The organism is Ruminococcus flavefaciens (assembly GCF_900116855.1).
GTDB classification, from domain to species: domain Bacteria; phylum Bacillota; class Clostridia; order Oscillospirales; family Ruminococcaceae; genus Ruminococcus; species Ruminococcus flavefaciens_R.
The window spans coordinates 192,378-216,690 of the sequence record NZ_UETD01000007.1; the positions used below are offsets into that span (position 1 = coordinate 192,378).

Annotated in this window: 25 protein-coding genes; 4 read left to right on the forward strand and 21 right to left on the reverse strand. The window is 44.2% G+C overall.

The window, feature by feature from the left end; genetic code table 11:
* Window positions 1-177 precede the first annotated feature (177 nt).
* The 6 genes from DSZ37_RS08935 to DSZ37_RS08960 form a co-directional block, all read right to left on the reverse strand.
* Window positions 178-1,221, reverse strand: a complete 1,044-nt coding sequence (locus DSZ37_RS08935) for an AAA family ATPase (protein ID WP_109726558.1) — start codon at window positions 1,219-1,221, stop codon at window positions 178-180.
* 364 nt (window positions 1,222-1,585) lie between these two features.
* A complete protein-coding gene (locus tag DSZ37_RS08940) occupies window positions 1,586-2,251 on the reverse strand; it encodes a sigma factor-like helix-turn-helix DNA-binding protein (RefSeq protein ID WP_109726559.1) in 666 nt (221 codons plus the stop codon).
* Window positions 2,252-2,430: 179 nt separating this feature from the next.
* Entirely contained in the window at window positions 2,431-2,916 is a 486-nt protein-coding gene (locus DSZ37_RS08945) for an AbiH family protein (protein WP_109726560.1), read from the reverse strand.
* Window positions 2,910-3,233: a phosphate signaling complex PhoU family protein gene (locus tag DSZ37_RS08950; RefSeq protein WP_109726561.1), complete on the reverse strand. Its 324-nt coding sequence runs from the start codon at window positions 3,231-3,233 to the stop codon at window positions 2,910-2,912. The genes DSZ37_RS08945 and DSZ37_RS08950 overlap by 7 nt, the downstream gene beginning before the upstream one ends.
* Window positions 3,217-4,374 carry a YibE/F family protein gene (locus tag DSZ37_RS08955; RefSeq protein WP_109726562.1) on the reverse strand — a complete coding sequence of 386 codons (1,158 nt, stop codon included), beginning with the start codon at window positions 4,372-4,374 and terminating at the stop codon, window positions 3,217-3,219. The genes DSZ37_RS08950 and DSZ37_RS08955 overlap by 17 nt, the downstream gene beginning before the upstream one ends.
* An 80-nt stretch (window positions 4,375-4,454) precedes the next feature.
* Entirely contained in the window at window positions 4,455-6,080 is a 1,626-nt protein-coding gene (locus tag DSZ37_RS08960) for an alkaline phosphatase (RefSeq protein ID WP_242978603.1), read from the reverse strand.
* 255 nt (window positions 6,081-6,335) lie between these two features.
* On the opposite strand from DSZ37_RS08960, the gene DSZ37_RS08965 reads away from it, so the two are divergent.
* The 4 genes from DSZ37_RS08965 to DSZ37_RS08980 all read left to right on the forward strand — a co-directional run bounded on the left by DSZ37_RS08965 (window position 6,336) and on the right by DSZ37_RS08980 (window position 10,406).
* Window positions 6,336-6,548, forward strand: a complete 213-nt coding sequence (locus DSZ37_RS08965) for a hypothetical protein (RefSeq protein WP_109726563.1) — start codon at window positions 6,336-6,338, stop codon at window positions 6,546-6,548.
* A 122-nt stretch (window positions 6,549-6,670) separates the two neighbouring features.
* Window positions 6,671-7,336, forward strand: coding sequence for a response regulator transcription factor (locus DSZ37_RS08970; RefSeq protein WP_181380285.1), 666 nt, complete (start codon window positions 6,671-6,673; stop codon window positions 7,334-7,336).
* Between the two features lies 1 nt (window position 7,337).
* A complete protein-coding gene (locus DSZ37_RS08975; RefSeq protein WP_109726564.1) occupies window positions 7,338-8,642 on the forward strand; it encodes a sensor histidine kinase in 1,305 nt (434 codons plus the stop codon).
* Between the two features lie 9 nt (window positions 8,643-8,651).
* Complete coding sequence (locus DSZ37_RS08980) at window positions 8,652-10,406, forward strand: Na/Pi cotransporter family protein (protein WP_109726565.1); 1,755 nt, start codon at window positions 8,652-8,654, stop codon at window positions 10,404-10,406.
* 44 nt (window positions 10,407-10,450) lie between these two features.
* Here the strand turns inward: DSZ37_RS08980 and DSZ37_RS08985 are convergent, their stop codons facing one another.
* From DSZ37_RS08985 to DSZ37_RS09055, 15 genes are all read right to left on the reverse strand, one after another.
* Window positions 10,451-12,115: a sensor histidine kinase gene (locus DSZ37_RS08985; RefSeq protein WP_242978604.1), complete on the reverse strand. Its 1,665-nt coding sequence runs from the start codon at window positions 12,113-12,115 to the stop codon at window positions 10,451-10,453.
* Complete coding sequence (locus tag DSZ37_RS08990) at window positions 12,112-12,810, reverse strand: response regulator transcription factor (RefSeq protein ID WP_109726567.1); 699 nt, start codon at window positions 12,808-12,810, stop codon at window positions 12,112-12,114. Before DSZ37_RS08990 ends, DSZ37_RS08985 begins: the two co-directional genes overlap by 4 nt.
* A complete protein-coding gene (gene phoU, locus DSZ37_RS08995) occupies window positions 12,797-13,441 on the reverse strand; it encodes a phosphate signaling complex protein PhoU (protein ID WP_109726568.1) in 645 nt (214 codons plus the stop codon). The genes DSZ37_RS08990 and phoU overlap by 14 nt, the downstream gene beginning before the upstream one ends.
* Window position 13,442: 1 nt before the next feature.
* Window positions 13,443-14,204: a phosphate ABC transporter ATP-binding protein PstB gene (gene pstB, locus DSZ37_RS09000; RefSeq protein ID WP_109726569.1), complete on the reverse strand. Its 762-nt coding sequence runs from the start codon at window positions 14,202-14,204 to the stop codon at window positions 13,443-13,445.
* The gene (pstA, locus tag DSZ37_RS09005; protein WP_109726570.1) at window positions 14,201-15,067 is read right to left on the reverse strand and encodes a phosphate ABC transporter permease PstA; all 867 of its coding nucleotides are present in this window, start codon (window positions 15,065-15,067) and stop codon (window positions 14,201-14,203) included. The genes pstB and pstA overlap by 4 nt, the downstream gene beginning before the upstream one ends.
* Window positions 15,068-15,071: 4 nt before the next feature.
* Window positions 15,072-15,935 (reverse strand): phosphate ABC transporter permease subunit PstC, encoded by an 864-nt coding sequence (gene pstC, locus DSZ37_RS09010; protein ID WP_109726571.1) that lies wholly within the window; start codon window positions 15,933-15,935, stop codon window positions 15,072-15,074.
* A 9-nt stretch (window positions 15,936-15,944) separates the two neighbouring features.
* Entirely contained in the window at window positions 15,945-16,754 is an 810-nt protein-coding gene (locus tag DSZ37_RS09015) for a phosphate ABC transporter substrate-binding protein (RefSeq protein ID WP_278298506.1), read from the reverse strand.
* A 327-nt stretch (window positions 16,755-17,081) separates the two neighbouring features.
* Window positions 17,082-17,792: a DNA methyltransferase gene (locus DSZ37_RS09020; RefSeq protein ID WP_109726573.1), complete on the reverse strand. Its 711-nt coding sequence runs from the start codon at window positions 17,790-17,792 to the stop codon at window positions 17,082-17,084.
* A 42-nt stretch (window positions 17,793-17,834) separates the two neighbouring features.
* Entirely contained in the window at window positions 17,835-18,338 is a 504-nt protein-coding gene (locus DSZ37_RS09025) for a type IIL restriction-modification enzyme MmeI (protein WP_109726574.1), read from the reverse strand.
* Between the two features lie 18 nt (window positions 18,339-18,356).
* A complete protein-coding gene (locus tag DSZ37_RS09030) occupies window positions 18,357-18,731 on the reverse strand; it encodes a type IIL restriction-modification enzyme MmeI (protein ID WP_109726575.1) in 375 nt (124 codons plus the stop codon).
* A 212-nt stretch (window positions 18,732-18,943) separates the two neighbouring features.
* Window positions 18,944-19,627, reverse strand: coding sequence for a hypothetical protein (locus tag DSZ37_RS09035; RefSeq protein WP_109726576.1), 684 nt, complete (start codon window positions 19,625-19,627; stop codon window positions 18,944-18,946).
* A gap of 261 nt (window positions 19,628-19,888) precedes the next feature.
* Entirely contained in the window at window positions 19,889-20,995 is a 1,107-nt protein-coding gene (locus DSZ37_RS09040; protein WP_109726577.1) for a cation diffusion facilitator family transporter, read from the reverse strand.
* Between the two features lie 16 nt (window positions 20,996-21,011).
* Entirely contained in the window at window positions 21,012-21,701 is a 690-nt protein-coding gene (locus DSZ37_RS09045; protein ID WP_109726578.1) for an SIMPL domain-containing protein, read from the reverse strand.
* Window positions 21,679-22,026 carry a TerY-C metal binding domain-containing protein gene (locus DSZ37_RS09050; RefSeq protein WP_109726579.1) on the reverse strand — a complete coding sequence of 116 codons (348 nt, stop codon included), beginning with the start codon at window positions 22,024-22,026 and terminating at the stop codon, window positions 21,679-21,681. The genes DSZ37_RS09045 and DSZ37_RS09050 overlap by 23 nt, the downstream gene beginning before the upstream one ends.
* Window positions 22,016-24,250: a substrate-binding domain-containing protein gene (locus DSZ37_RS09055; protein WP_109726580.1), complete on the reverse strand. Its 2,235-nt coding sequence runs from the start codon at window positions 24,248-24,250 to the stop codon at window positions 22,016-22,018. The genes DSZ37_RS09050 and DSZ37_RS09055 overlap by 11 nt, the downstream gene beginning before the upstream one ends.
* Window positions 24,251-24,313: the final 63 nt, after the last annotated feature.

Consider the following 24,313-nt stretch of genomic DNA (forward strand, 5'->3'; position numbering starts at 1 on the left):
CCAATTCCGCCACACTCGCTCCACGTTGCGCAACAATCGCTTTTGTGGGTACGGGTGGGATAACTACCCGATTTGGACTGCTGCGGCAAAAATGGGCATTTTTGTGCGTGACAGTAACGCTACCGTGACAGTAAAACTACCGACACGGAAACCTACTGACACGCCCCGCAGATGAAGCTATATAGACGTTTGTGAGCTGTCAGGCAGTGCCGGCGTGACAGTAACATTTCTACCGTCACTACTGTCACGCTTGCCGTTGTAGTGAAGAATAATAACGCGACCTTTGTGAACTCTTTCGTACTTGAAATCAATTCCGTACTTGCTGAGCTCGTATCCATTCTGGACTAAGTCTCTTGTAACTCTGTTCGGATAAATGACTTCATCGGTAACTGATTTGAGTTCAGCAACTAACTCAGTTGCAGTACCTTCAAAGTGAATTCGCTCCTTGATGAAAAGATAAACAGCAGAGAGAACAATATTGTCGCGACTCTTTTGCGCCGCAGGTTCGTTCTCAACTATCCAGCGCATGACATCGGTGTCGAAATGCATTCGCAGTTCAGTGTATTCAATGTCACGCCCCTGACAATACATGATCGCTTTTCCTGAGCCGCACTTTGTTTCCTTGAGCGCAAAGTTGCCGTCAGTTGCACCGCCGATACCTGTACTGCCTGTCATCATATTGAACGGATTATCGTCCTTAGCTTTTCGCATATGATGTATCAGCAGTATGCAGATGTTCAAGTGATATGCAAGCTGTTTGAGCGCGATCAGTTCTGCGTAGTCAGCACCATAACTTGACTCAACATTGCTGCGCACCATTTGCATTACATCGACAACAACTATTTTCAAGTCATCATGTTCCTTCTTGAAGTTTTCTATCTGTTCTTCAAGACCTGCACCGATTTTATCAGCGGCAACTGCGAAGTGAAGATTTTCAATCGGTTCGGCATTCATCTTAAACAATCTGCGCTGTAGTCGCTGATAGTTATCCTCGAGACAAAGATACAAAGCAGTTCCCTGAATAGTATCACGTCCGAATATAGGAACTCCTGTTGCAATGCTGAGGCAGATATCCATTGCCAGCCATGACTTGCCTACCTTCTGTGCACCTGCAAGGACGTACAGTCCCTGCGTAAGAAGTCCGTCAATGATGAACTCCTTCGGCTTGAACACCGTTGACAGTATTTCTTCTGCGGTTTTCGTTTGTAACACATTACTCATAGCATTCCTCCTTTCTCATAAGATCCCCGACACAGCCAACAGCTTTTTTCGTTACGGGCAACTGCTCGTGCGAACTATTTGTGTGGGCTGTGTCGGGCGATTCGTCACCTCCTGTTGTTTGCTGCCTGCCTAATAGCAGCATACATATTTGCACTAAAAAAACGCCCTGCCGAATGTCTCAGCAGAGCGTTGATGAAAATTGCCTCCATATATATACCGATGGGAAACGAAAAAAACGAAGATTGTAACGATTGGGAAGCAAATCTTTGTATAGATGCACAAGCGACAAAATAAAAAACATATATTCGATTAGTAATTTTTACCAGTAAAGAAAAATCCCCACAGCAACACTGTGGGGAAATGTTTACGCCGCCGGATCTTTATTGGAAGAACCATTGGGGATAGCGGTCTCAGGCGATTCTTTTTGCATAAAGATGATCTTACACTTTTCAAACAATGCCAATATCCGTTTATAGTTGTAGCTGACTAATCCCGGATAACCGAAGGCTTTAGCTTCTTCATAGAGCGAGATATATTCATCACGAAGCTTGTCCAATGCTCGTCGGCGCAGATCCTGCACTGCTCTCACAGTTGTACCCATTCTTTCTGCGATCTCATATGTATCAAGTCTACTCTTGAAGGAGCAGTAGAGAGCGCTGTACTGCTTCTCTGTTAGAACTTCCATCGCTTCCCTGAGAACCGGATCATCAAATAGATCATCAAATCCGTTTGTGACTTTCTTTTCAGCGCTGAGTACAACAGAAGGTGTGTCCTGAAAACGTTGCTTTCTCGCTTCCGCACTTTCCCACTCGTTGTATTCTTCAAGACTGCAAGCCTTTCTGTTCTCATAATATCGCCTGTCAGAATTCAGCTGGTCTCGCTCGACCTTCTTCCATTCCTCAGACTCATAAAACGATGTCGCCTGTTCGTATGCTTCCTGACCATATGCCTCCTTATAGTTCTGTATCGGCGTATCCAACTCAAGAACGCTCGTATCGTTTTGCCTATGATGTCCATTCACTCTCTTCATGCGTTTTCCTTTCTGGCGGAAGGCTTACTACGTATGTATAGAATGAACGTTCTTGTTTGGTTAATGCTATTTTAGCACACGTTTGTTCGATTGTCAATAGAAAATCGAAAATTTGTTCTTTTATCAAAAATAAAAAAGATGCCTCCAGATATAACTAAAGGCATCGTTCACTATTGTGTTTATAATTTTTCTGATGAAGATTGCTTAAATATGATACTGCGGTTACTTCCATCAGTACGTTTAATCAATTCATCTTCTCCGATTACCTTTACTAAATTGGCAATCTGACTACCTATTGATTCTTTACTATGATAGAAAATCGTAGTTATTGTGTTGTCTAATAATATAAGTCTTCTAAATATATCAGCGTCAGTTACATCCAACGAATGACCGTAAATGTATACATTATTGATAGTTGGACTTGCTTTGGCAAATCTTTTATTGTTATCATTTATTAAACTAACCCAATCGGTATATAGGCAACCTGTTCCTTTATAAATTCTTTGGAAGAACTTTTTGAATTGTATGAACTCATTGTCCTTGTCTTTTGCTTCTCCTGACAAATACTCGTCAATTCTCAACACTAGATTGCAGCTATTTACGTCGTTGGCTATATCCGCTTTAATATCCTTCTTCACATATGAATCAATACTGTTGTTTACCATATTTCTGCCATGTTTGTAATATGTACTCTTGCACTTGAATCTGAAAGATGCACATATTCCGCAATTTCTGCAATATCCTTCGCTTGATCGCCGATACGCTCCATATCAGAAATCATTTTCAGTGCGGAAGTGATGACACGAAAATCCGTTGCCACAGGCTGCTGATGTATCAGCAGTTTCATGCAGTGAGATTCAATATCACGTTCATTGCGGTCGATTTGTTTTTCAGCGTCAATGGCATTTTCTTTCATTTCGGGATCATGCTCTACAAGATATTTCACTTCATAAGCAATCGCTTCCTCACATAATGCTCCCATTCTTATAAGTCCATTTATCTTTCCTTGTCAAAAGAAATCCGCTGGTGATCGCTGTCAATGGCGCGACAGTAACAAGTCCGAACGAACCTACAATTGTATGAACGATCTCCGCAGCTACATATTTGTAATTCAGTATAAATTCTATAGGCGTACCCTGCGCCATGAATACCATAAGCAGTGCGATATAGCTTCCGGAATAAGCAAGCAGGAGCGTTGTCGTTGTCGAACCACAGGCAGCACGTCCGACAGAGAATCCTGAACGGATAGCCTCCCACGCTGAAATTTCAGGTTTCTTCTGCACGATTTCATACACAGCGGAACAAATATCAACAGATAGATCCATAACTGCACCCGATGAACCTAAGAAAATAGACGCCATAAAAATACTTGTCAGATCAAGATGCTGATAGCCTGCATACAATAAGCTTTCACTGGACTCCATAACAGCGCCGTGAATCTTGAACATATCTGTAAAAACAATTCCAAGCACAGCGGTAACTGCAATACCGAGAAAAGCTCCCGATACAGAAGCAAGGCAGCGTTTGTTAAACCCATATATCAGACTGAGTATGATCGTTGTCATAAGCAATACTATTCCTATTGACAGCCATATCGGATTCCAGCCTTTCAGCATACATGGTACAAGAACTTTCCACATAAGCAGTACCGTTGCAATAAAAGAGATTATAGCACGAAGTCCTGTTTTTCCTGCAAACAGTATGAGAAGCAGAAGAAACATTCCGGCAAGAACTGCTTCCTTATCAAGTCTGTAGTGATCTGTCATAGTAACTGCCGTGATCTTGTCATTACTGTAGCTTATAACAATGAACGCTGTATCTCCCTGCGAAAAAATTTTATCCTGTGCCAATGAACCATTCAGCCTGTTGACAGCGGATGCAATTTCACCCTTGAATTTTCCTTCAAGAATTTTTACTTCGCACCGCTGTTCGCCTGTTCTTATCAAACCGTTATCTGTAATATCGCTGTTGTCAGCAGAAATGACTTCTGCCTTAACTCTGTCCGCATTCTGATAGGTGAGCTTTCCCTCATATCCTGTGGGAATCAACATAAGTACGATAATCAGCAATACAGAAAAAACGACAGGCGCATTATTCTTCCACGAAAAATTTATTTTTTTCATATCTACACTCCAATTGAAACGGAGAGCCAGAAGCTCTCCGTTTCATACATATTTAAGGAAACCAATGAACATTAAAAATTTTATTTTACGTCAAGCAAATCCGCCATTTTATGATAAATGTCTGTGTTGTCATAGTAGCCGTCAAAATTTTCTGAACCAACACCATCTGCAAAAACACCTACAGGCAGCCCCGTGTGCGAGTAGCTTGTAAAGTCAATGCCGGATTTATTGTTCAGAATATGTGTAATTGTCACACTGAACGGATTGTACGTTCCGTAAAGCACATACTGTTCCTGAGAATATTTTTCTGAATCATATTCTGTCATGGAGAGTTCATATGCGTCCTTCAGACGTTTTACTTCATAGTCTGTAAGAGTTAATCTGTCGTTTTCATCGCCGGAAAGTTTCAGCCCGAAAAGTTCTTCAACGTCTTTCATAGCGTCCTCAAAGGAAGTGTTATTCTCCTTATATTTAGCAATGTACTGCTCGTCAAACTGCGTGAATGATATTTTCTGACTGCTTAAATTTGTAAGATATGTATTATAATCCGTTCCTGCAAATCCGATTGAAAGACCGCCTGTTTCGTGGTCGCCAGTGACAAGGATTAGTGTTTCATCAGGATGTTCTGAGGCAAAATCAATTGCTACCTGAACGGCATCTGCAAACGCAAGAGTATCATTTACAGATGAACCAGCATCATTTGCATGACACGCCCAGTCAATTTTTCCACCCTCGCACATCATAAAGAATCCTTCGTCATTGTTCAGAACGTCAATTCCCTTTGACACATAATCTGAAAGCCCCCACTCGCTTGGGGAACGGTCAATCTCATAACCCATAGCCTCGGAATCCGCAAGATGTTCGTCGATTAAAATAACCTTTTCATCAGCAGCAGTGATTTTCTGAGCGTCTGCCTGTGTATATGTCACCTTGTAGCCTGCCTTTTCTGCAAGGTCATATAGATTCTCCTTATCATTGTCAGAACCGTTTGTTTTTTTCAATCCGCCTCCGGCAAAATATTCAAAGCCGGAATTTACAAGTTCCTGTCCGATCTCATAGTAATTATTTCTGCTTGCCTGATGTGCATAGAAAGCAGCAGGAGTTGCGTGATTAAGATTAACGGAGGAAATAATTCCGATTTTCCAGTTCTTCTGATTATGCAGTTTTTCAGCAATCGTTTCAAACTTTTCTGTACCGCTTATATCAACATTTATCATACCGGAATACGTTTTATTACCGGTTGCAATGGATGTGGCAGTTGAAGCTGAATCCGGAGCAAAACTACATGAGTCAAACGTAATCGCAGAACCCTCTGTTTCAAAATTCATGAAGTTCAGCTTTTTAGGACCGTCAAGAACCGCGCCGTTTCGTTTATCATAGTCAACGCTTGGCTCTGCCTGTTCATAATCAGAGTCGGCACACGCCCCCAGATAGTCAGAAGCTGCCTGAAACTGTGGATAACTCATACCGTCTCCAATAAAAAGAAACACATACTTTGGTGTCTTAACTTCATTTGACAGTGGATCGGTAGCATCTAAACCGGATGTCGGAGTCGGCGCATTAGTTGCCGGAGCGTTTGTGCTTTGTGCGGAAACTTCATTGCTTGACATTCTGCTATCAACTTCCTTTTCAGAACAGCCTGTCATGATTCCCATAGCCACAGTTGCTGTGAGAATCGCAGTACATACAATTTTGGGTGTTTTCATTTTTAACATTTTCCTTTCATCTTTCTTTGCCTTTCAGCATATTAAGTATAACGCTTTTTATGTTAAGTCTGAAATCACTTGTACATAAATTGTATGTTAATTTTCTGCATTTTTAATATTAACGCTTTAGCCTTTTTAAATATGAATTATTTCAGAGTCCATCTATGTGGAATGATTACAATTATCCCAATATGCTGGACTCTGGAAATGTAGCGGAGTATAATATAGCTACAATACATTTTCGGAGGTGCTGTTATGTTGAAAATCCCTGAACCGGCGATGCTGAGAACACGCAAGGTCACGACCGTCTGCAACGGCAAACGTGAGGTCTGGACGGACTATGAGGAAGCTAAGGCGTATTTCCTTGAACTTATGATGTCCACGGAAGGCGAGGAGCATGAACGTGCAGAGTGCGTTTACATTCAGCTATTGCACGGACTTAACGAGTGCAGCGACGAGAAAGAATAATCACTACAAAGCAAGTTATCAGTGACGGTAACTTGCTTTTATTATTTTACCTGAATTTTACATACTGATACTATTCAAATTTACATATCCATGATATACTTATTTTGTAGGAGTGTGATCAAATGCTGATATATATAGTTGAAGACGAAGAAAGCATCAGGGAGCTTGAAAGCTATGCCCTCGAGAAGAATGATTTTGAAGTGATGAGTTTTGAAAATTCAGTGGAGTTCTACAAGGCTCTGGAAATCAGTCTACCCGACCTGATACTGTTGGATATAATGCTGCCCGGTGATGACGGGCTCACCATATTAAAAAAACTGCGAGATAATGCTGAACATAAAAATATACCTGTTATCATCATTTCCGCTAAAGATACCGAGCTTGATCGAGTGAAAGGACTTGACCTCGGGGCTGACGACTATATGTGCAAGCCTTTCGGAGTCATGGAAATGGTCAGCCGTGTCAAGGCGAGGCTGCGAGGAGTATTTGAGCAGAAAGATCATCTTAAATATATGGGAATAACTATCTCTGAAAAAACAAGAGAAGTTACTGTAAACGGAGAACAAATAGAATTGACCTATAAAGAATTTGAACTGCTGAAATTATTTATGTATAATCCTAAAATCGTTCTTAAACGAGATATCATTCTTGATAAAATATGGGGGCGGGACAGCACCGGACGCACCCTTGATGTGCATATCCGTACTCTCAGGGCAAAGCTTGGTGAATGCGGCCGATATATCGTGACAGTGCGCAATGTTGGCTATAAGCTGGATAAGGACGAGTGATATGGAAAGAAAAATACAATTCAGCTTGTTTTATATGGGGATAATCACAGCTATTATAGGTATCGTGATAACTACTTTTGTTTGCTACGGCTTCTTTCATAGAGAGGTCAAAGATAATCTGACACATGAATGCAATATCGTGGCTCAGTGCTATGATAAGATAAGCTCTCCCGATGAGCTTGAACGCTTCGCTCAGGAGGACTTCCGCATCACGCTTATTAAAAAAGACGGTACAGTCTTGTACGAAAGTGATGCCGATGCGGAAAATATGAGCAATCATCTTGATCGTCCTGAGATAGTTCAAGCGATAGAAAACGGAACGGGCAGTGATACACGCTATTCGGACACGATCGGTACAGAGGATTATTACTATGCTGAAAAGCTTGATGACGGCAATATCTTGCGTGTATCTATTCGTTCCGGTTCGATATTCAGGCTGTTTGAACGCTCTATACTTATCATACTCATTGTAACGGTCTGCATCATAGCTGTTTCTATGTTCGTTTCCGTAAAGCTGACGGACAAGCTGATCGCACCGCTCAAACGCATACCCGAAATGCTTGAAAAGAATAAGTCGCCCGAAGAAATGGGGATCTACAGCGAGATCATTCCTCTTGCAGAGGAGATAAAAACCGTGCGAAGTTCACAGGAGCTTATGCGGCAGGAATTCACGGCAAATGTATCTCATGAGTTAAAAACACCGCTGACCTCTATTTCGGGCTATGCAGAACTAATCGAAACAGGTTTGGCTCAGGGGGAGGATTGCAGGAAGTTTGCAGGAAATATCAGAACAGAAACTGCAAGACTGCAAACACTGATCGGTGATATACTGCGCTTGTCAGAGCTCGATACGATTGCTTCGGCTTTCCTTGATGATGTTGTGGATATAGCCGCTGTTGCTAAGGAATGCAAAGAAAGGCTCACAGGGCAGGCTGAAAAGAAAGACGTTCGTATCTCTATACACGGGACTTCCAAACCAATAAAGGGCAATCACACAGAGCTGACCGAGCTGATCTATAATCTCATTGACAATGCGATCAAGTACAATCGTGAAAACGGCAATATCGACATTACGATAGAGGATAACAGGTTTATCATAGCCGATACGGGGATAGGTATGCCGAAAGAAAGTATTCCCCGTATTTTCGAGCGTTTCTACCGTGTTGACAAGAGCCGCAGTCGAGCAAAAGGGGGAACAGGGCTTGGACTGTCAATCGTAAAGCACATCGCAGACCGCCACGGGGCACAGATAGATGTGAAAAGCTCAGTTAATGTGGGAACAACGATAAGTATAAATTTCAGATAGGAGAGAATTATGGATATTTTTTCAATATGTACTTTGTGCGGAGGACTTGCGTTCTTTCTTTTCGGAATGCACATTATGTCAAAAAGCCTTGAAAAAGTCGCAGGCGGCAAACTTGAAAGCACTCTGAAAAAGATGACTTCAAATCCTGTTAAGAGTCTGGCACTCGGTGCAGGCATCACCATCGCCGTACAGTCATCATCTGCTCTGACGGTAATGCTTGTGGGACTTGTCAACTCGGGCATTATGCAGCTTGAACAGACAGTCGGCGTTATCATGGGTTCAAATATCGGCACTACGCTGACAGCATGGCTGCTCAGTACCGCAGGAATTAAAAGTGATAACGTCGCCATTTCAATGCTGAAGCCCGAAAACTTTGCGCCTATCGTTGCTTTGATCGGTATCGCAATGCTGATGATGAGCAAGAAAAAGAAAAGACAGGACATAGGCACGATCATGGTCGGATTTGCAGTGCTGATGTATGGAATGCAGCTTATGAAAGAAGCGGTTTCTCCGCTTGCTGAGACCGAAGGCTTCTCCGATATGCTGATCGCATTCAAGAACCCGATACTCAGCGTCCTGTTCGGAGCATTGTTCACAGGAATCATCCAGTCATCTGCGGCATCAGTCGGTATTTTACAGGCACTCGCTATGACAGGTGCGATATCCTACCGTATGGCTATCCCGATCATTATGGGACAGAATATCGGAACCTGTGTGACTGCACTGCTCTCCTCGATCGGAGTAAATAAGAACGCCAAAAGAGTGACCGCAGTACATATGTCCTTCAATATTATCGGTACCATCGTTTGCCTGACATTATTTTATGGTGCGAATGGACTGTTCCATTTCAGCTTCGTGGATAAGCCAATAGGCGCTGTGGAGATCGCAGCGGTACACTCCATATTCAATATTTTGACGACAGTGATGCTCCTGCCGTTCTCAAATCAGCTTGTAAAGCTCGCCCGAAAGCTGATACCTGACTCCAAAGAAAAAGAAGCAGAAGTGCTTCTCGACAAGCGTCTGCTTGCCAACCCGCCGCTTGCGGCTTCTCAGTGCAGAGAGCGAACCAAGGAAATGGCAGTTATCGCAAAGGAAGCACTGCATGAAGCATTGTCGGCGATGTTTACATATACGCAGAAAGGCGTTCTGAGCGTAGAAGAGAAAGAGCAAAAACTCGATGTCATGGAAGATCAGCTTTCCGACTTCCTTCTGGAACTTTCTTCGCACAGCCTGACAGACGAGGACAGCCGTACTGTCACAGAACTGCTTCATAGTATCAGCGATTTTGAGCGCATCAGCGACCACGCTATCAATATGATAGAGATCGGTGCTGAGATGAATCAGAACAATCAGAGCTTCTCCGATAGTGCGAGAGCCGATTTCGCCACACTATTTGCTGCTCTGACCGAAATATCCGAGATCACCGTCAAGGCTTTTTCCGAGCAGGATACCGGTATCGCTATGACCGTTGAACCGTTGGAGGAAGTCATCGACGACCTGACAGCTACGATACGTGACAAGCATATCTCCAGACTTCGTACAGGCGAATGCAGTCCTGAGCTGGGTGTGTACCTCTCCGATCTGCTCATCAACTGCGAGAGAGTATCAGACCACTGCTCGAATATTGCTGTCGCCATTATCGAGCTCGGACAGGCAAAGCTCCTCAGCCATGAGTATATGACCGCTCTAAAAGCTGAAAGAACACCGCAGTTTATTGAAAGCTATACGGCTTATGGGCAGAAATACAGGCTGGCAGAAAAGTAAATAAGCAAAAACTCCGCAGTATATGAAAAACTGCGGAGTTTTCTTTATTTTGGGAAACATACCGTAATCTTAGTTCCGATGTTTTCTTTGCTTTCAAGTGTGATCTGTGCTTTATGATACATAGCACCGTGCTTTACGATGGATAATCCAAGTCCCGTTCCGCCAATAGATTTTGACCTTGCCTTATCTACACGGTAGAACCTTTCAAATACTCTGTCCTGCTGCTGAGCCGGTATTCCTATACCCGTATCCGTAACAGAAACGATCACGCTTTTTTCATTGTTTATAACTGAAACAGTGACCTCTCCGTTTTCCTTATTATACTTGATTGCATTGTCACAGAGATTAAATATGATCTCATCAAGGATCTTTCTTACGCCCATTATTTCAGCTTTTTCCCCGTTTACAGCAAAATGCACCTTCTTCTCATGTGCCTGTGCGGACAGCCTTGCTGCTATCTCAAGAGATAATGTATACAGATCAACTTCTTCTTTTTCATATGATATCGTACCTTCATCAAGTTCCGATATTTTTATAATATCAGAAACAAGCGTGATAAGTCTCTGTGCTTCATCATATATAGAATTACTGAAATCTATAACAGTTGCTTCGTCCGTTCCGCCTGATCTCATAATCTCTGCAAATCCCGAAATAGATGTCAATGGAGTCTTTAGCTCATGTGAGACATTTGATGTGAATTCACGCCTTAACTGCTCACGTTTGCTGATTTCAGTAATATCAATTATGATGATTATTGCACCAATAATATTGCCGTCAGCATCATATACAGGATTTGAAATAATACTGTAACAACGATCTCCGGATGCCATTTCAGCCTGAGAATGTTCACCTTCAAGAGATTTGTGGATTGCTTCCCGAAAGACTTCGCTTCGGCTTAATTTCAATATATTATCGGGTGTTTCAACTTCAGCACCGAGAAGTTTGAGTGCAGACTGATTATATGTCAGTATTTTTAGCTGCTCGTTGATAACTATAAAGCCTTCGCTCATATTATCTGTAATGATTCTGAACTCTTCCTGTTTCTGCTGAGTTTCTTTCAACTGTTGCTCGATAGTTTTTTTCTGATATGATATTCTCCTCAGAAGTGGAGTCAATTCTTCGTAGGTATCGTTGTCCTGTGGATTATCAAGATCAAGTTTGTTTATCGGATCAACAATTCTTTTTGAAACTCTTAACGCCAGCACTAATGACAGGACTACTGTAACAATTATCAATATAGCTATCGGTTGACTCATTAACAGCAGTATGGTTAAAAGCGTATATTGTTCGGTTGACACTCTGATAATATCACCGTTTTCAAGCTTCTGAGCGTAATAAACGGTTTTTTCGGTCATGGTAGCAGAATATCTTACGCTGTGTCCGGTTCCTGATTCGGCTGCTTCTTTTATTTCCTCTCTGTCAGCATGATTTTCAAGTTCATTTATGTCAGCCTGAGTATCTGCAAGTACTGTTCCGTCGGCTGATATCAATGAAACACGATCGTTGTCCTTTGTTAGTTTTTCAAAATAACCTATTCCTTCTTTTTCTACCGCAGCAGCAACAAAAGATGCCTCCATCTTCAATTGTTTCTCAAGCTGTGCGGTAAACACTTCCTGTAATATCCCTAATATAATAATAAGACAGGTCAGTAATACTATCATGGCAGTTAGAATATTTGAGCGAAATATCTTTTTAACCAATATTGTCACCCCCCAATTTTATATCCAACATTTTTTACGGTCTGGATATACTGTCCCGCCTCTCCGAGCTTTGCCCTGAGATTTCGGATATGCACATCAAGAGTTCTGGATTCACCGTAGTAATCCTGCCATACCTTTGCAAATAATTCTTCACGGCTGACTACATTTCCATTGGCACTTAACAGAATGGAAAGTATGGAAAACTCCTTGAAGGAAAGCGTGACCTCACTGCCGTCAACAAAAACAGTATGTTTTTTTATGTTGACCGATAAACAGCCTATATTGAATTCTTCTTTGTCTTGAGAATTCATTTGTCGGGTTCTTCTCAGTACAGCTTTAATTCTTGATATAAGTTCAGTCATACCGAACGGTTTTGAAATGTAATCATCTGCTCCCATATCAAGTCCAGTGACTTTGTCATACTCACTGTCTTTCGCAGTCAGCATGATTATGGGGAGCATTTCATTTGTTTTCCGCAAACTTTTCAGAATTGACAGACCGTCTTCCTCGGGCAGCATGATGTCTAAAAGAATAAGATCGGGCTGTTCAGTTGGTAAAGCCTTGCGGAATTCACTCGGACGTGAGAAATCCTTAACAGAGTAGCCTTCTTTTTTTAGGGCATAGCAGACAAGCTTTCTTATATTGTCATCATCTTCTACTATATATATTTTATCCATCTTTTTAGCCTCATCAGTATCGTTCATTATGCTTTCCTGTTACCGCAAAGATCACCCATTTGGCTATATTCTCGGAATGATCGCCTATCCTTTCAAAATACTTTGCGATCATGAGAAGATCGAGAAGACATTCGGCGTTATTGCTTTCGGCACTGACGATACTCATGATCTCAGATTTCACTTTATCGAAAAGAGCGTCAACGGTGTCGTCCATCCTGATGACCGAATCTGCAATTGAAATATCCTTCTTCACAAATGAATCAATGCTGTTTGTCACCATTCTTACCGTATTCTCTGCCATTTCTTTTATATCTGTCCTGAATGTCATATCTGCTGTTACATAATCGGCGATCTCAACAATATCAGATGCCTGATCTCCGATACGCTCCAAATCGGTTATCATTTTCAGCGCTGATGTTACCATACGGAAATCCGTAGCGACAGGCTGCTGATGAATGAGCAATCTCATACACATGGATTCAATTTCACGTTCCTTATTGTCTATCAGCTTCTCTGCCATGACCGAGTTTTCTTTCATCTGTTCATCTCTGTCCAGAAGATACTTGACAGCACAGCTTATGGCATCTTCACATAAAGCGCCCATTTCTACAAGAGCATTATTCAGCTTTACAAGCTCTGTTTCAAATTTTTCACGCATATTAACCAAACCTTCCTGAAATGTAATCCTCTGTCCTTTTATCATCGGGACTTGAAAACACTCTATCGGTCTCATTGAATTCCACAATCTCACCCATAAGGAAAAAGGCTGTCTTATCGGATATTCTTGCTGCTTGCTGCATATTATGTGTGACCATGATGATCGTGTATTTTTTTCTGAGTTCGACCGCAAGATCTTCTATCCTTGATGTGGAAATGGGGTCAAGTGCCGATGTGGGTTCGTCCATAAGAAGGATATCCGGTTCAACTGCAAGGGCTCTCGCAATACAAAGTCTCTGCTGCTGCCCGCCACTCATACCAAGCGCCGATTTTTTGAGCCTGTCCTTACATTCCTCCCAAAGAGCAGCTTTTTTCAGTGAATCTTCTACTATCTCATCAAGCCTGACTCTGGACTTTATTCCGTGTATCCTCGGACCGTAAGCGATATTATCATAAATACTCATCGGAAAAGGATTGGGCTTCTGAAAAACCATTCCCACCCGCTTGCGAAGGATACTAACGTCCATATCCTTGTAAATATCCGTACCGCCCAGCGTTATCACACCTTCGATACGGCAGCCTTCCACAAGATCGTTCATTCGGTTGAGGGAACGAAGAAATGTGGATTTACCGCACCCTGAAGGTCCAATCAATGCGGTAATCATCTTATCGGGCAGGGATATATTGATACCTTTCAGCGCATGGTTTTCACCATACCAAAGGTTCAGGTCATGAGCTTCAAGTTTTATTCCGTCATTGCTCATTTTTCCTCTCCTCTCTTAAATTTATTCTTTGCTATTTTTACGGATACATTTATGATTACGGAAATAAACAGCAGGACTGCCGCAACAGCAAAAGCTGTTTCAAAATCTCCTCGTTCCTTTGCATACATATACAATGAAACCGTAAGCGTTGAGCCTGCGTTATCGGACTGTACCGCATCGAGCGGTGACAGCAATTCATTTGCCATTCCTGCCGTGAACAGCAATGCTGCGCTTTCGCCTGTGATCCTTCCGATCGCAAGTATACAGCCTGTTATGATACCGTCAACCGCCGAAGGAAGGACAACGGTACGTATCGTATACCATTTTCCCGCACCGAGAGCAAATGCACCTTCTCTGTAGCTCTGAGGTACGGTTTTCAGACTTTCCTGTGTTGTGCGTATCACGGTCGGTAATGTCATGATAACAAGCGTCAGCGCACCTGCGATCAGGCTCGTACCCAATGTGAAGAACTGCACAAAGATCAGCATACCTACGAGTCCGTAGATGATAGACGGTATGCCTGCAAGCGTTTCTGTTGCAAGCTCAATGACTTTCACAGCTTTCTTGTTGGAAGCGTATTCCTGTAAATAGACAGCGCCGCCTACACCAAGCGGAAGAACGATCATAATTGTTATGATGATGATATAAATCGTATTAAGGATATTTGGCAATATGCCGACTGTTTCTCTTATCATATTTGGCTTTGTTGTGAGAAATTCTCCTGTGATATGAGGAAGCCCTCTAAACAGTATGTAGCCCGCCATAAGGATAACGAGAACGAAAATGATGAGAGCAGCAGAAAATACAAGCGAATTCAGGATAGCATTTATGATCCTTCGCTTTGCAGATATTTTTTCACGCATGACCTCACTTCCTTTCCCTCTTGACCACATAGTTCAGTATGATATTTATCAGCAGAATGAATATGAACAGAACAAGTGCGATTGAGAACAGTGCCTGACGCTGTAACCCCGAAGAATACGACATTTCACTTGCGACTGCTGTTGTAAGGAAACGCACGCTTTTGAACAGCGACGGCATATTCGCAACATTTCCTGCAACCATCATGACCGCCATTGCTTCACCCAATGCTCTGCCGATGCCAAGTACAATAGATGCGAGGATACCGCTTTTTGCTGCTGGCAGCGTCACTTTGAAGATCGTTTCGATCTTTGTAGCACCAAGTGCAAGAGATGCTTCTTCATATTCATGCGGAACTGCTTGTATCGCCGTCTGCGATATGGAGATGACCGAGGGCAGTATCATGATCGCAAGCACGATGATCGCTGAAAAAAGATTTGCGCCGTCCGGAAGACCAAATAATTCTCTTACGTTAGGTACGATCACGATCATTCCTACAAGTCCGTAAACGACCGAAGGTATACCCGACATCAGCTCAATGACCGAAGAAAATACAGACGAAGCTTTTCTGCTTGACGATTTTGCAAGGAACACTGCACACAATACGCCAAAGGGAACGCCGATCAGTATTGCCCCGAATGTTCCGTATACCGATGATAATATAAATGGCAGGATACCGTATTCGGGATTTTTAGCGGTCGATGCCCATGTTGTACCGAACAGAAATTCCCTAATACCGATCTCTCCGATGGCAGGCACTCCTGAACTTACAAGAAATGCAGTGATAACTATTACAAATATGATCGAAAGAAATCCGCAGACTGTAAACAGCCATCTCATTGCAATGTCCACTATCTTATTTTTTTTCATGCCGCTCTCTCATTTCTTTGCAGGAACTGCTCCTGCTTTACGGATATAATCAGCAGCTTTATCACTCATACAAAAATCATAGAAATCCTTTGCTGATTCAGAAAGTTCCTTATCCTTTTTAGTTACAAGAACGAAATTACGCTGAATGCTATAACTGCCATTGAGAACGGTATCCTCAGTAGGTAATACTCCGTCTACGGAAACGGTTTTGACCGAATCACCGACAGATGCGAGAGAAGCATAGCCGATAGCATTCGGGTTAGAAGATACCGTCTGGATCACATCACCCGTAGATGTCAGCTCTTGTGCATATTTGCAGTTATCGGCAGTACCGGTAACGGATTCAAAACCGTCTCTTGTTCCTGAAGCCGCTTCTCGTCCGATGCAGATAATAGGAGAATCGGAACCACCAAGCTCATTCCAGTTTGTAAACTCGCCGGTATAGATCTTTGCAATCTCAGCAACATCAAGGTCTTCTACGGGATTCGAGTTGTTGACGATAACTGCGATACCGTCTATCGCTACAACTTCCGCATTCAGTTCTGCCGTTTCATCATCTTTCAGATCACGGCTGGAAAGTCCGATATCACAGCGTCCTTCCTGTACTGCTTTGATGCCGGCACCAGAACCTGTCGGATTGTAAGTTACCTTTGTGTCGCTGTTTTCTTCCATATAAGCTTCACTTAGATAACCAATGACCTTTTCCATTGATGTTGAGCCGTCTGTCGAGACTGTCTGATCTTTTTTCTTTCCGCATCCGGTTGCATTCATTGCCATCAGCAACACCAATACACTTGCTAAAACCTTTTTCTTACTCACAATAATCACTCCTGTTGAATATTTCCTTTCGGTGATATAAGTATAACATTTTCAATGTAAATTCCGATACCTTTTCTATGTTAATTGTAGGTAAAGCAAGCATTTTTTTCGGAAGGAGTGTAAATGTGCAGTTTAAGCCTGAAACAGTAACATTATATTATAATGATGCTCATATTAAATCTGCAATCACCTCTATGTTAATTCCAAGTAAAATATTCAAATTTGCAAATAATTCAAAAAGAGCAACGTTCCTGAATAAAACGCTGCTCTCTTTAATGAATTGATATGTTGTAATCGAATTTGATTCTGCCTATTGCGTGGGGTTACTTAGTGGCTCTTTGACATTATATCTCGACAGCCTATAAAGTCAACGGCTTTCTTATACCAACAAGCAACATAGTCAAGCTCTCCACCTTTACCTTCAAAAATGAAATCTCTATCATCTTTCTGCTCATCAGATAACCTTGCACTACCAATAAATGGAGGGTTGCCCATGATATAAGACAGCGTATCCTTCGGCACAATGCTCTCCCAGTCAACACGCAGAGCATTTCCTTCACGAATGTGCTCATAATCATTGAGAGGAAGAGTCTTCAGAGGTTTTCCTATTATCTCTTCTGTCTCCTTCTTCTTCTGTATTTCAGCTATCCACAGAGCAGTTTTGGCAACAGCAACGGCGAAGTCATTTATCTCGATCTCGTAGAACTGGTCAAGGCTGACATCTATCATATCCCCAAGGAAGGACTGTCCCTCCTCTACGAGATTGGATATGGCTCTGTTTTCAAGATCACGGAGAGCACAATATGACTCCGTAAGGAAATTTCCGCTTCCACACGCGGGATCAAGGAACTTGAACGAAGCAAGTTTAGCCTTAAATGCAAACAGCTTTTCGTTTCTTGTTTTCTTATATGCTGTCTTTAAAATATCGTTTAGCTCATTTGTTAGTTCATCAAGGAAAAGCGGATCTATGACCTTGTGAATGTTCTCTATCGATGTATAATGCAAACCTCCTGCACGTCTTGTTTCAGGATTCATCATTGACTCGAACACAGCTCCGAAAATAGTCGGGCTTATTTCGCTTCAATCGAACTCGCAAGCAGAGTTGAGAATAATGTCAGCGATCTCTTCAGTGAAATTCGGAATAATAATATCATTACCGCCAAACAGTCCTCCGTTTACATATGGAAAGTCGTTCAGCTTTGCGTCATCATACGGATTGCGTTCGTCAGGAGAGGTATTCAGCACACGGAACAGGTCTTTTAACTCCCTATGCCACTTATTCACAGGAATATCTTTTAGATAGTCACGGAACTGTCTGCGTTTGAAAACCTCTGCGTCTTCAGCATAGAAACAGAATACAAGGCGGACGCATAATTTGTTAAGGTTAACATCTCCCTCGTCGTCAACGTACTGTTTCTTCAATGCATCACGCATTTTACCGACAATCTGACCAGCATCATAAGACAACTGTTCCTCTTTCTTTATACGCTCAGACTTACTGCCGACAAGGAACTTCATGAGGTGAAACTCTTTCGGTAGATCGCTTAGCATGATTTGAACAGGTGCTGCGTTCTTGTCGTTCATATCGTATATATTAAACTCTTAAAAATTACAGGTGATAATGTAATCAGCCTGCTCTTTTTTGTTGAGATTATCATCATAACGCTTAGCCTGCTCATATGGAGTTAGCATTATATCACCTGACTGGTGCAGCTTTTCTGTATAATCTTTCCCAAGGGATTTCTGCTCAACGATTATAGTAACATTATCGTGACGGATATATGCATCAATGTACTGTTGATTGCCGTCCACAGTGACAGTTTTTTCATATTTCACAAGACCAGTGAGTTTCTCAGCACCGAACACGTCAGTCAAGAGCTGATTCCAATAAGTCTGAGTATCACTTTTCTCCGAACCTTTGTCTTTCCAATACGCTGCGAACTCTTTTGCAGCCTTTTTCTGTTCCTTATCGGTCATGTTGGTACCTCCAATGCTCGATTCTTTAAGTACATTTCACCATATTCGGATGAATAAATCAACGGATTTATATAAAAATAAGCTGATACCTACATTATTGTAAGTATCAGCTTGTGTCCTATTCAGTTTGGTTTGTCATTTGTTCCGCTAAGAGCAGCGCACATCGGGGAGCCTTTTTAGTCGATGTTATAAAAAATATTCTGCTTCGGGAGTTATCTCTCAAACTTGTATGTTGAGCTGCTCTCGTACTTTCTGAGCATAGTAAGGTCGTTTGCGTTAACAACGCCGTTATCGTCGATGTCGAAGGTGTAGTAATAGTAGTTATTAGAATTGATAGTTACTACGCCGTCGTAACTTACATTGGTAAATGCGTTCTGGCAAAGACCTGTGTTGAGAATTCCTGAATCTGAACCGTTTACATATCCGTCCTTGTTTATATCACCAACGAGGAAAGCGGGAACAGTGTGTACAGAGTTGTATGACTGTACTCCGCCTGCCTTGTATGCATAGCAGTATACGTTTCTGCCCTCCTCATAGCAAGAGGGGCTGTTGCATAATACGGAGAATGATACAGCGGCGCCCTTAATATAGTTGCTGCCGTTTGCGGTGAGTGTGCCGCCGCAGTTGTAGTAAACGTCGCCTGCGCTGCCGCCGAAGCTGGGTGTGCCTGCAGCGATAGCAGTGATGGTTGCGGGTGAGCAGCCTTCTCTTACGTTTGTGAAGCCAACATTGATCTTCTTAACGTAAGCTGTGCTGTCTATCCAGTATATTTTTCTCATTGTGCAACGTGCGTTGGGGCCTGCTGCTGCGTTTGCAGAAAGAGCGCTTGCCATAGGAATAGCGCACATAACTGCTGCTGAAAGGGTTGCTGCGATCTTTTTGAATGTCTTTTTCATTGTTAATATATCCTTTGTAAAGTATTTTAGAGAAGTCGACCGCTCTATATAATTATTATATACCGCTATGTGAAAATTATGTGATTATTATGTGTGATAAACGGGCGGCAGTGTAGAAGTTGCCGCTCATTTTATTGTACCCTTTGTTGATTGTGGATATCAATATTCGTTTTGTATACCTGAGGTATATAAAAACAATATGATAGTATATGATTTTACCATAGCTGAGGCAAGGAAAAAGCTCCCCGAAGGGAGCTGTGTTCAGTCGCTGACATCTGTGTCAAGGGTTATGCTTACGGTGTAATCGGGGTAAGCCTCCTGAGTTTCCGTAAGGATGTGCCTATAAAGCTCATTTGCGTCGGGAGCTGCAAAGTCGATGATGATATCGAAGTGTATGGTCTTGTGCTCCTCATCGAGATAGAAGCCGTGTATCTGGAGCAGATACTCGTGAGACATGACGTTCCTGCGGATATCGCCGTAAATCTGCGCGGCGCGGTCGCTCTGAGTGTTGACTGCATAGACGCTTATTCCCGTAAGGATAACGCTGTGCTCGGCGAGGACCTTTTCGGTGATGCGGTGCTCCAGCTTGTCGAGCTCCGCAACGGGCATGGTGTCGGGGACCTCTATATGAACTGAGCCTATCATAAGGTCGGGACCGTAGCTGTGGAGCAGCAGGTCATATGCGCCCTGCACCTCGGGAAACGAGGTGACGGTCTGCTTTATCTCTTTGGAGAGCTCGCTGCTTATGCGCTTGCCGATGATGTTGGACAGTGAGTCGCCCAGCATCTCAAGTCCTGATTTTATGATGACCAGCGAGATGACAGCACCCAGCCATGCCTCTGTTCTGATGTTGAATATAAGGTAGACTGCCGCCGCCACAAGGGTAGAGGCAGAGATGACCGAGTCCAGCAGGGCGTCCTTGCCCGAGGAGATAAGCGAGTCGGAGTTTACGCTCTCGCCCTTCTTTTTTACAAAGAGTCCCAGCAGTATCTTCACAAGGACAGCCGTTGCCACTATGACAATAGCTGCCGCGGAATAATCGGGGACTGACGGGTGGATCATCTTCTTTATGGACTCCACAAGGGAGGTGACACCTGCGTAGAGAACAATGACCGCGATGAGAGTGGCGCTGAGGTTCTCTATCCTGCCGTAGCCGTAGGGGTGGTTCTTGTCGGGGCGTTTGCCCGCAAGCTTGGTGCCGATAATGGTTATGACCGACGACAGTGCGTCGCTCAGGTTGTTTACTGCGTCAAGTACGATGGCGATTGAGGAGCTGAGTATCCCCACCACAGCCTTGAATGACGCGAGGAATATATTTGCCAGTATACCGATGATGCTGGTCCTGATTATGACCTTGTCTCTGTTCAATGAAATATGATTCCTTTCAGTTTATTTCCCATTCAAATTCCGCGCTGTCCGTGAGCTTTATGTCGTCGGGGGCTATGCTCACGGCTTTTGCCGAGGCGCGGAGACAGTTTACGTCCATGCCGTAGCCTGTCTGGGAGTATGTGTTAACATCGTGTCTGTCATAGCTTATCCGCAGAAGCTTTCCGAGGGAAGCTCCCGAGGCTTTGCAGAGCAGCTCCGCCTTCTTTCGCGCATCTGCGGCGGAAAGGTTTATGAGCTCCTCACGGGCGGACTCGGGGTCGCTGACGGTAAATCTCACGGATATTTCGGGAGCAGCCTCCGATGAGGATATGCGTCCCAGCACATCTGCAAGGCGCTGAGTGTCCATCGGAAAGCTGACATGGAGGGCATGAGTACAGCAGTAGCCCTTGAACACATTGCGGTAATTGCCGTTTTCGTCGGGAACTGTCTCGTACTCGGTCCTTACACTGAAGTCCGAGGTCTTCAGGTCGTCCCCTTCAAAGCCGCAGCTCACAAGTATGGAGCGCAGCTCCTCAAGGGCGGAGCCTGCCTTATCCATTGCGTTTCCGCAGTCCTTGTCCTTTGTCAGGATATTGAGCCCGAGGTCGATAAGGTCGGGCTTTACCGATATGTTTCCTTTGCCTGTTACGGTGACAGCAGCCATGGTGCAAAACTCCTTGTTATCAGTATTCTCCGCCTCTGACATTTAGCTTGTCCTCGGTGGTGGTGACATCGCCCGAAAGACCGCACCAGCCGCAGGTGATGCGCTCCTCGTTGTTCCAGCAGCTCAGTCTGCCGCAGCGTCCGCACTGCACTATCCTCTTGGACTTGCAGTAGGGACAGCCGTTGTAATCGTCGGTATAGTCAAGGTTTCCCTTTATCTCGTTCCTGTCGAAGCCCTCGTGTGAGGCGCGGCGCTCGTCGATGGGGAATGCCCATGTCCTGAACCAGTCGTCATAGCGCTCCTCGACTCTGACACCGTATATGCGGTTGACCTCGGGGCATTTCATAAGTATAACTTCAGCTTTCATCGTTTTCAGCCTTCCTTTTCTGTTCATCGCGGTATTCCGACGGCGAGCAGCCCTCGCTGGTGCGGAACTGGCGCACGAAATAGTTGTATGAGGAGTATCCGCACTCCCTTGATATCTCTGTGACGGTCATATCCGTCTGGGACAGCAGGGTCTTGGCGTTGCCTATGCGGAACTCTATCATTTCCTCGATTATGCTCTTTCCAAAGTATGACTTGTATATCTTCTGGAGGTAGCTCTTGCTCAGATACAGGCTCTCGGCTATCTCGCTGATATTCCACGGGAGCTCGGGGTTCTTCATTATCCTGTTGCGGAGCAGGCAGAGCTTCTCGAACTGAGGATTTGATGTGGGCTCGGAAATGGTATACGAGAACACCTTGTTCATGGTGGCTTTGTACATTGCATCTGACAGGTCTGCCGCAGGGCTCAGTACAAGACTGCATTTGCCTGCGGAGAAGTCGATGTTGCAGTTCTCCTCGCCGCTGCTGAACTGAGTCTCCTTTATCCTGCCGCAGAGGTCACTGCATATGGTCTCTGCCCGTCCCTCCCCGGGAGTTATGACGCAAAGGGTCTGTGAAGCCCATGCGCCGCATATCTCGCTGCTGCTTATGCAGGAGCGGAGCTTCTTGGCAAAGGCAGCCATGATGCTGTTGGATTTTTCCTCGCCGCTCTGGTAATAGGCTTTTTTCAGACCGTGGAGCTCGAAGGTAACGCACTCCACGCTGCCTGTTTTTCCTCTGAATTTCGCCGCAAACTCCTGCTCGATACCGCTTCTGTTGATAAGACCCGTTATGTGGTCGTAGAGGAGAGCCTTGCTGGTGTTGAGGATGGTGCGGTTCATTATAGCCTTTATACGGACCTGTTCAAGGGCAACATTGACGTAGTTTATCCACTTCAGATACAGCGAGCTGAAGGAGCGGGGCTCCTTTCCGAATGAGACGGCGCAGTATCCGAAGAAGTTGTTATTATAATGAAGGGGAGAGATGAAGAATGCGGAGGGGTAGCTGCGCTCCTCACTGTAATCGGGGAGCAGCTTTGACGAGGAGAAGTAGTCGTGGGTCTCAGCCTCGCGCCAGATGGCGGACTTTGCAAGAATGACCTTCATCTCGTCGCCCTCGCGGAAGCTGAGCTCCTCGGCGTTCTTGTCCACAGTAGCGTCTATGTAGCTCCGCGTAAGGCATATCCTCAGCCTTCTCATCTTGTGGAGCAGGTAGGTGTAGTTGTCGAGCCTGTCGGCAAAGGTGTGGATATTGTCGGCATTGGTGATGTCGAAAAGCATATCGCCGTAGAGGAGCTGTGACTCGAAACGGCTGTTTATGCTGAGATTTCGCAGTATGCTCCTTCGCAGGCTCGGGTTCTCGTCGCAGCCGCAGCTCTCTCCGAGACGGAGCTCGCCGTTCTCGTTGGGCACCTTGCTGCATATCTTTCCCGTGATTATGCGGTAGAGCCTGCGTACAGCCTCTGCGCCCAGCTGGAAGTTGGGGCGGCTGTAGCTGGTTATGGAGGGGCTGGACTGATAGCCCTCTATGGAGGCGTCATAGCCCGTTATGGCTATATCCTCGGGGACCCGCAGCCCTGCGTCGATGAATATTTTTGAAAGGGTGATAGCCATGACGTCGTTTCCGCAGACTATGGCTTCGGGACGGCTGAGCTCACCGCTGAGTATGCGCTTAGCGAATTTTTTGGGAGCCTCTGTCCAGAAGTCGCCGTACTCGCACCAGTCCTTACCTATATCTATGCCGTGGCGCTTCATTGAGTTCCTGTAGCCCTGAAGCCTTTCCTCACCGCTGAATGTGTTTTTCGGTCCCGTCAGACAGTATATCTTTCGGTAGCCGTGAACATTTATCAGGTGGTCGGTTATGGTCTCGAAGGCTTCCAGATCGTCAACCGAGGTGGTCTCGAAGCTCTTGTGGTCATTGTGGTCCAGCAGCATTACGGGCTTTTCCGAGCGCTTGCAGAGCCCGTCTATATATTTGCAGACCTCCTCGTTGTGGAAGGAGTTTCTGTCGTATATGATACCGTCGATATTCTCGGAGAATATCAGGTCGAATATGGTCTTTTCCGCGTCCTTGTGGACGGAATTGATGGAGAAGTTATGCAGCGGCGAGATAACTGCAACGTCGCAGTTGCCCTTGTAAGCCTGTGTGATTATGCCTCTGAGGATCTCACACTGGAAATCTATATGGCAGTCGGCGACTATAACACCCATAAGTATCCTGCGGCTCATTTTATCTCTCCTTTCTGTATCAGCTTGTACGGCAGATGGGTTCTGCCGCCCTATCTATGTACT

What these genes read in the sequence shown, in the direction of transcription:
- DSZ37_RS08935 (WP_109726558.1), bottom strand. Translation starts at nt 1,221, where the DNA reads ATGAGTAATGTGTTACAAACGAAAACCGCAGAAGAAATACTGTCAACG.
- DSZ37_RS08940 (WP_109726559.1), bottom strand. Translation starts at nt 2,251, where the DNA reads ATGAAGAGAGTGAATGGACATCATAGGCAAAACGATACGAGCGTTCTT.
- DSZ37_RS08945 (WP_109726560.1), bottom strand. Translation starts at nt 2,916, where the DNA reads ATGGTAAACAACAGTATTGATTCATATGTGAAGAAGGATATTAAAGCG.
- DSZ37_RS08950 (WP_109726561.1), bottom strand. Translation starts at nt 3,233, where the DNA reads ATGGGAGCATTATGTGAGGAAGCGATTGCTTATGAAGTGAAATATCTT.
- DSZ37_RS08955 (WP_109726562.1), bottom strand. Translation starts at nt 4,374, where the DNA reads ATGAAAAAAATAAATTTTTCGTGGAAGAATAATGCGCCTGTCGTTTTT.
- DSZ37_RS08960 (WP_242978603.1), bottom strand. Translation starts at nt 6,080, where the DNA reads ATGAAAACACCCAAAATTGTATGTACTGCGATTCTCACAGCAACTGTG.
- DSZ37_RS08965 (WP_109726563.1), top strand. Translation starts at nt 6,336, where the DNA reads ATGTTGAAAATCCCTGAACCGGCGATGCTGAGAACACGCAAGGTCACG.
- DSZ37_RS08970 (WP_181380285.1), top strand. Translation starts at nt 6,671, where the DNA reads ATGCTGATATATATAGTTGAAGACGAAGAAAGCATCAGGGAGCTTGAA.
- DSZ37_RS08975 (WP_109726564.1), top strand. Translation starts at nt 7,338, where the DNA reads ATGGAAAGAAAAATACAATTCAGCTTGTTTTATATGGGGATAATCACA.
- DSZ37_RS08980 (WP_109726565.1), top strand. Translation starts at nt 8,652, where the DNA reads ATGGATATTTTTTCAATATGTACTTTGTGCGGAGGACTTGCGTTCTTT.
- DSZ37_RS08990 (WP_109726567.1), bottom strand. Translation starts at nt 12,810, where the DNA reads ATGAACGATACTGATGAGGCTAAAAAGATGGATAAAATATATATAGTA.
- phoU (WP_109726568.1), bottom strand. Translation starts at nt 13,441, where the DNA reads ATGCGTGAAAAATTTGAAACAGAGCTTGTAAAGCTGAATAATGCTCTT.
- pstB (WP_109726569.1), bottom strand. Translation starts at nt 14,204, where the DNA reads ATGAGCAATGACGGAATAAAACTTGAAGCTCATGACCTGAACCTTTGG.
- pstA (WP_109726570.1), bottom strand. Translation starts at nt 15,067, where the DNA reads ATGCGTGAAAAAATATCTGCAAAGCGAAGGATCATAAATGCTATCCTG.
- pstC (WP_109726571.1), bottom strand. Translation starts at nt 15,935, where the DNA reads ATGAAAAAAAATAAGATAGTGGACATTGCAATGAGATGGCTGTTTACA.
- DSZ37_RS09020 (WP_109726573.1), bottom strand. Translation starts at nt 17,792, where the DNA reads ATGATGAATCCTGAAACAAGACGTGCAGGAGGTTTGCATTATACATCG.
- DSZ37_RS09025 (WP_109726574.1), bottom strand. Translation starts at nt 18,338, where the DNA reads ATGAACGACAAGAACGCAGCACCTGTTCAAATCATGCTAAGCGATCTA.
- DSZ37_RS09030 (WP_109726575.1), bottom strand. Translation starts at nt 18,731, where the DNA reads ATGACCGATAAGGAACAGAAAAAGGCTGCAAAAGAGTTCGCAGCGTAT.
- DSZ37_RS09035 (WP_109726576.1), bottom strand. Translation starts at nt 19,627, where the DNA reads ATGAAAAAGACATTCAAAAAGATCGCAGCAACCCTTTCAGCAGCAGTT.
- DSZ37_RS09045 (WP_109726578.1), bottom strand. Translation starts at nt 21,701, where the DNA reads ATGTCAGAGGCGGAGAATACTGATAACAAGGAGTTTTGCACCATGGCT.
- DSZ37_RS09050 (WP_109726579.1), bottom strand. Translation starts at nt 22,026, where the DNA reads ATGAAAGCTGAAGTTATACTTATGAAATGCCCCGAGGTCAACCGCATA.
- DSZ37_RS09055 (WP_109726580.1), bottom strand. Translation starts at nt 24,250, where the DNA reads ATGAGCCGCAGGATACTTATGGGTGTTATAGTCGCCGACTGCCATATA.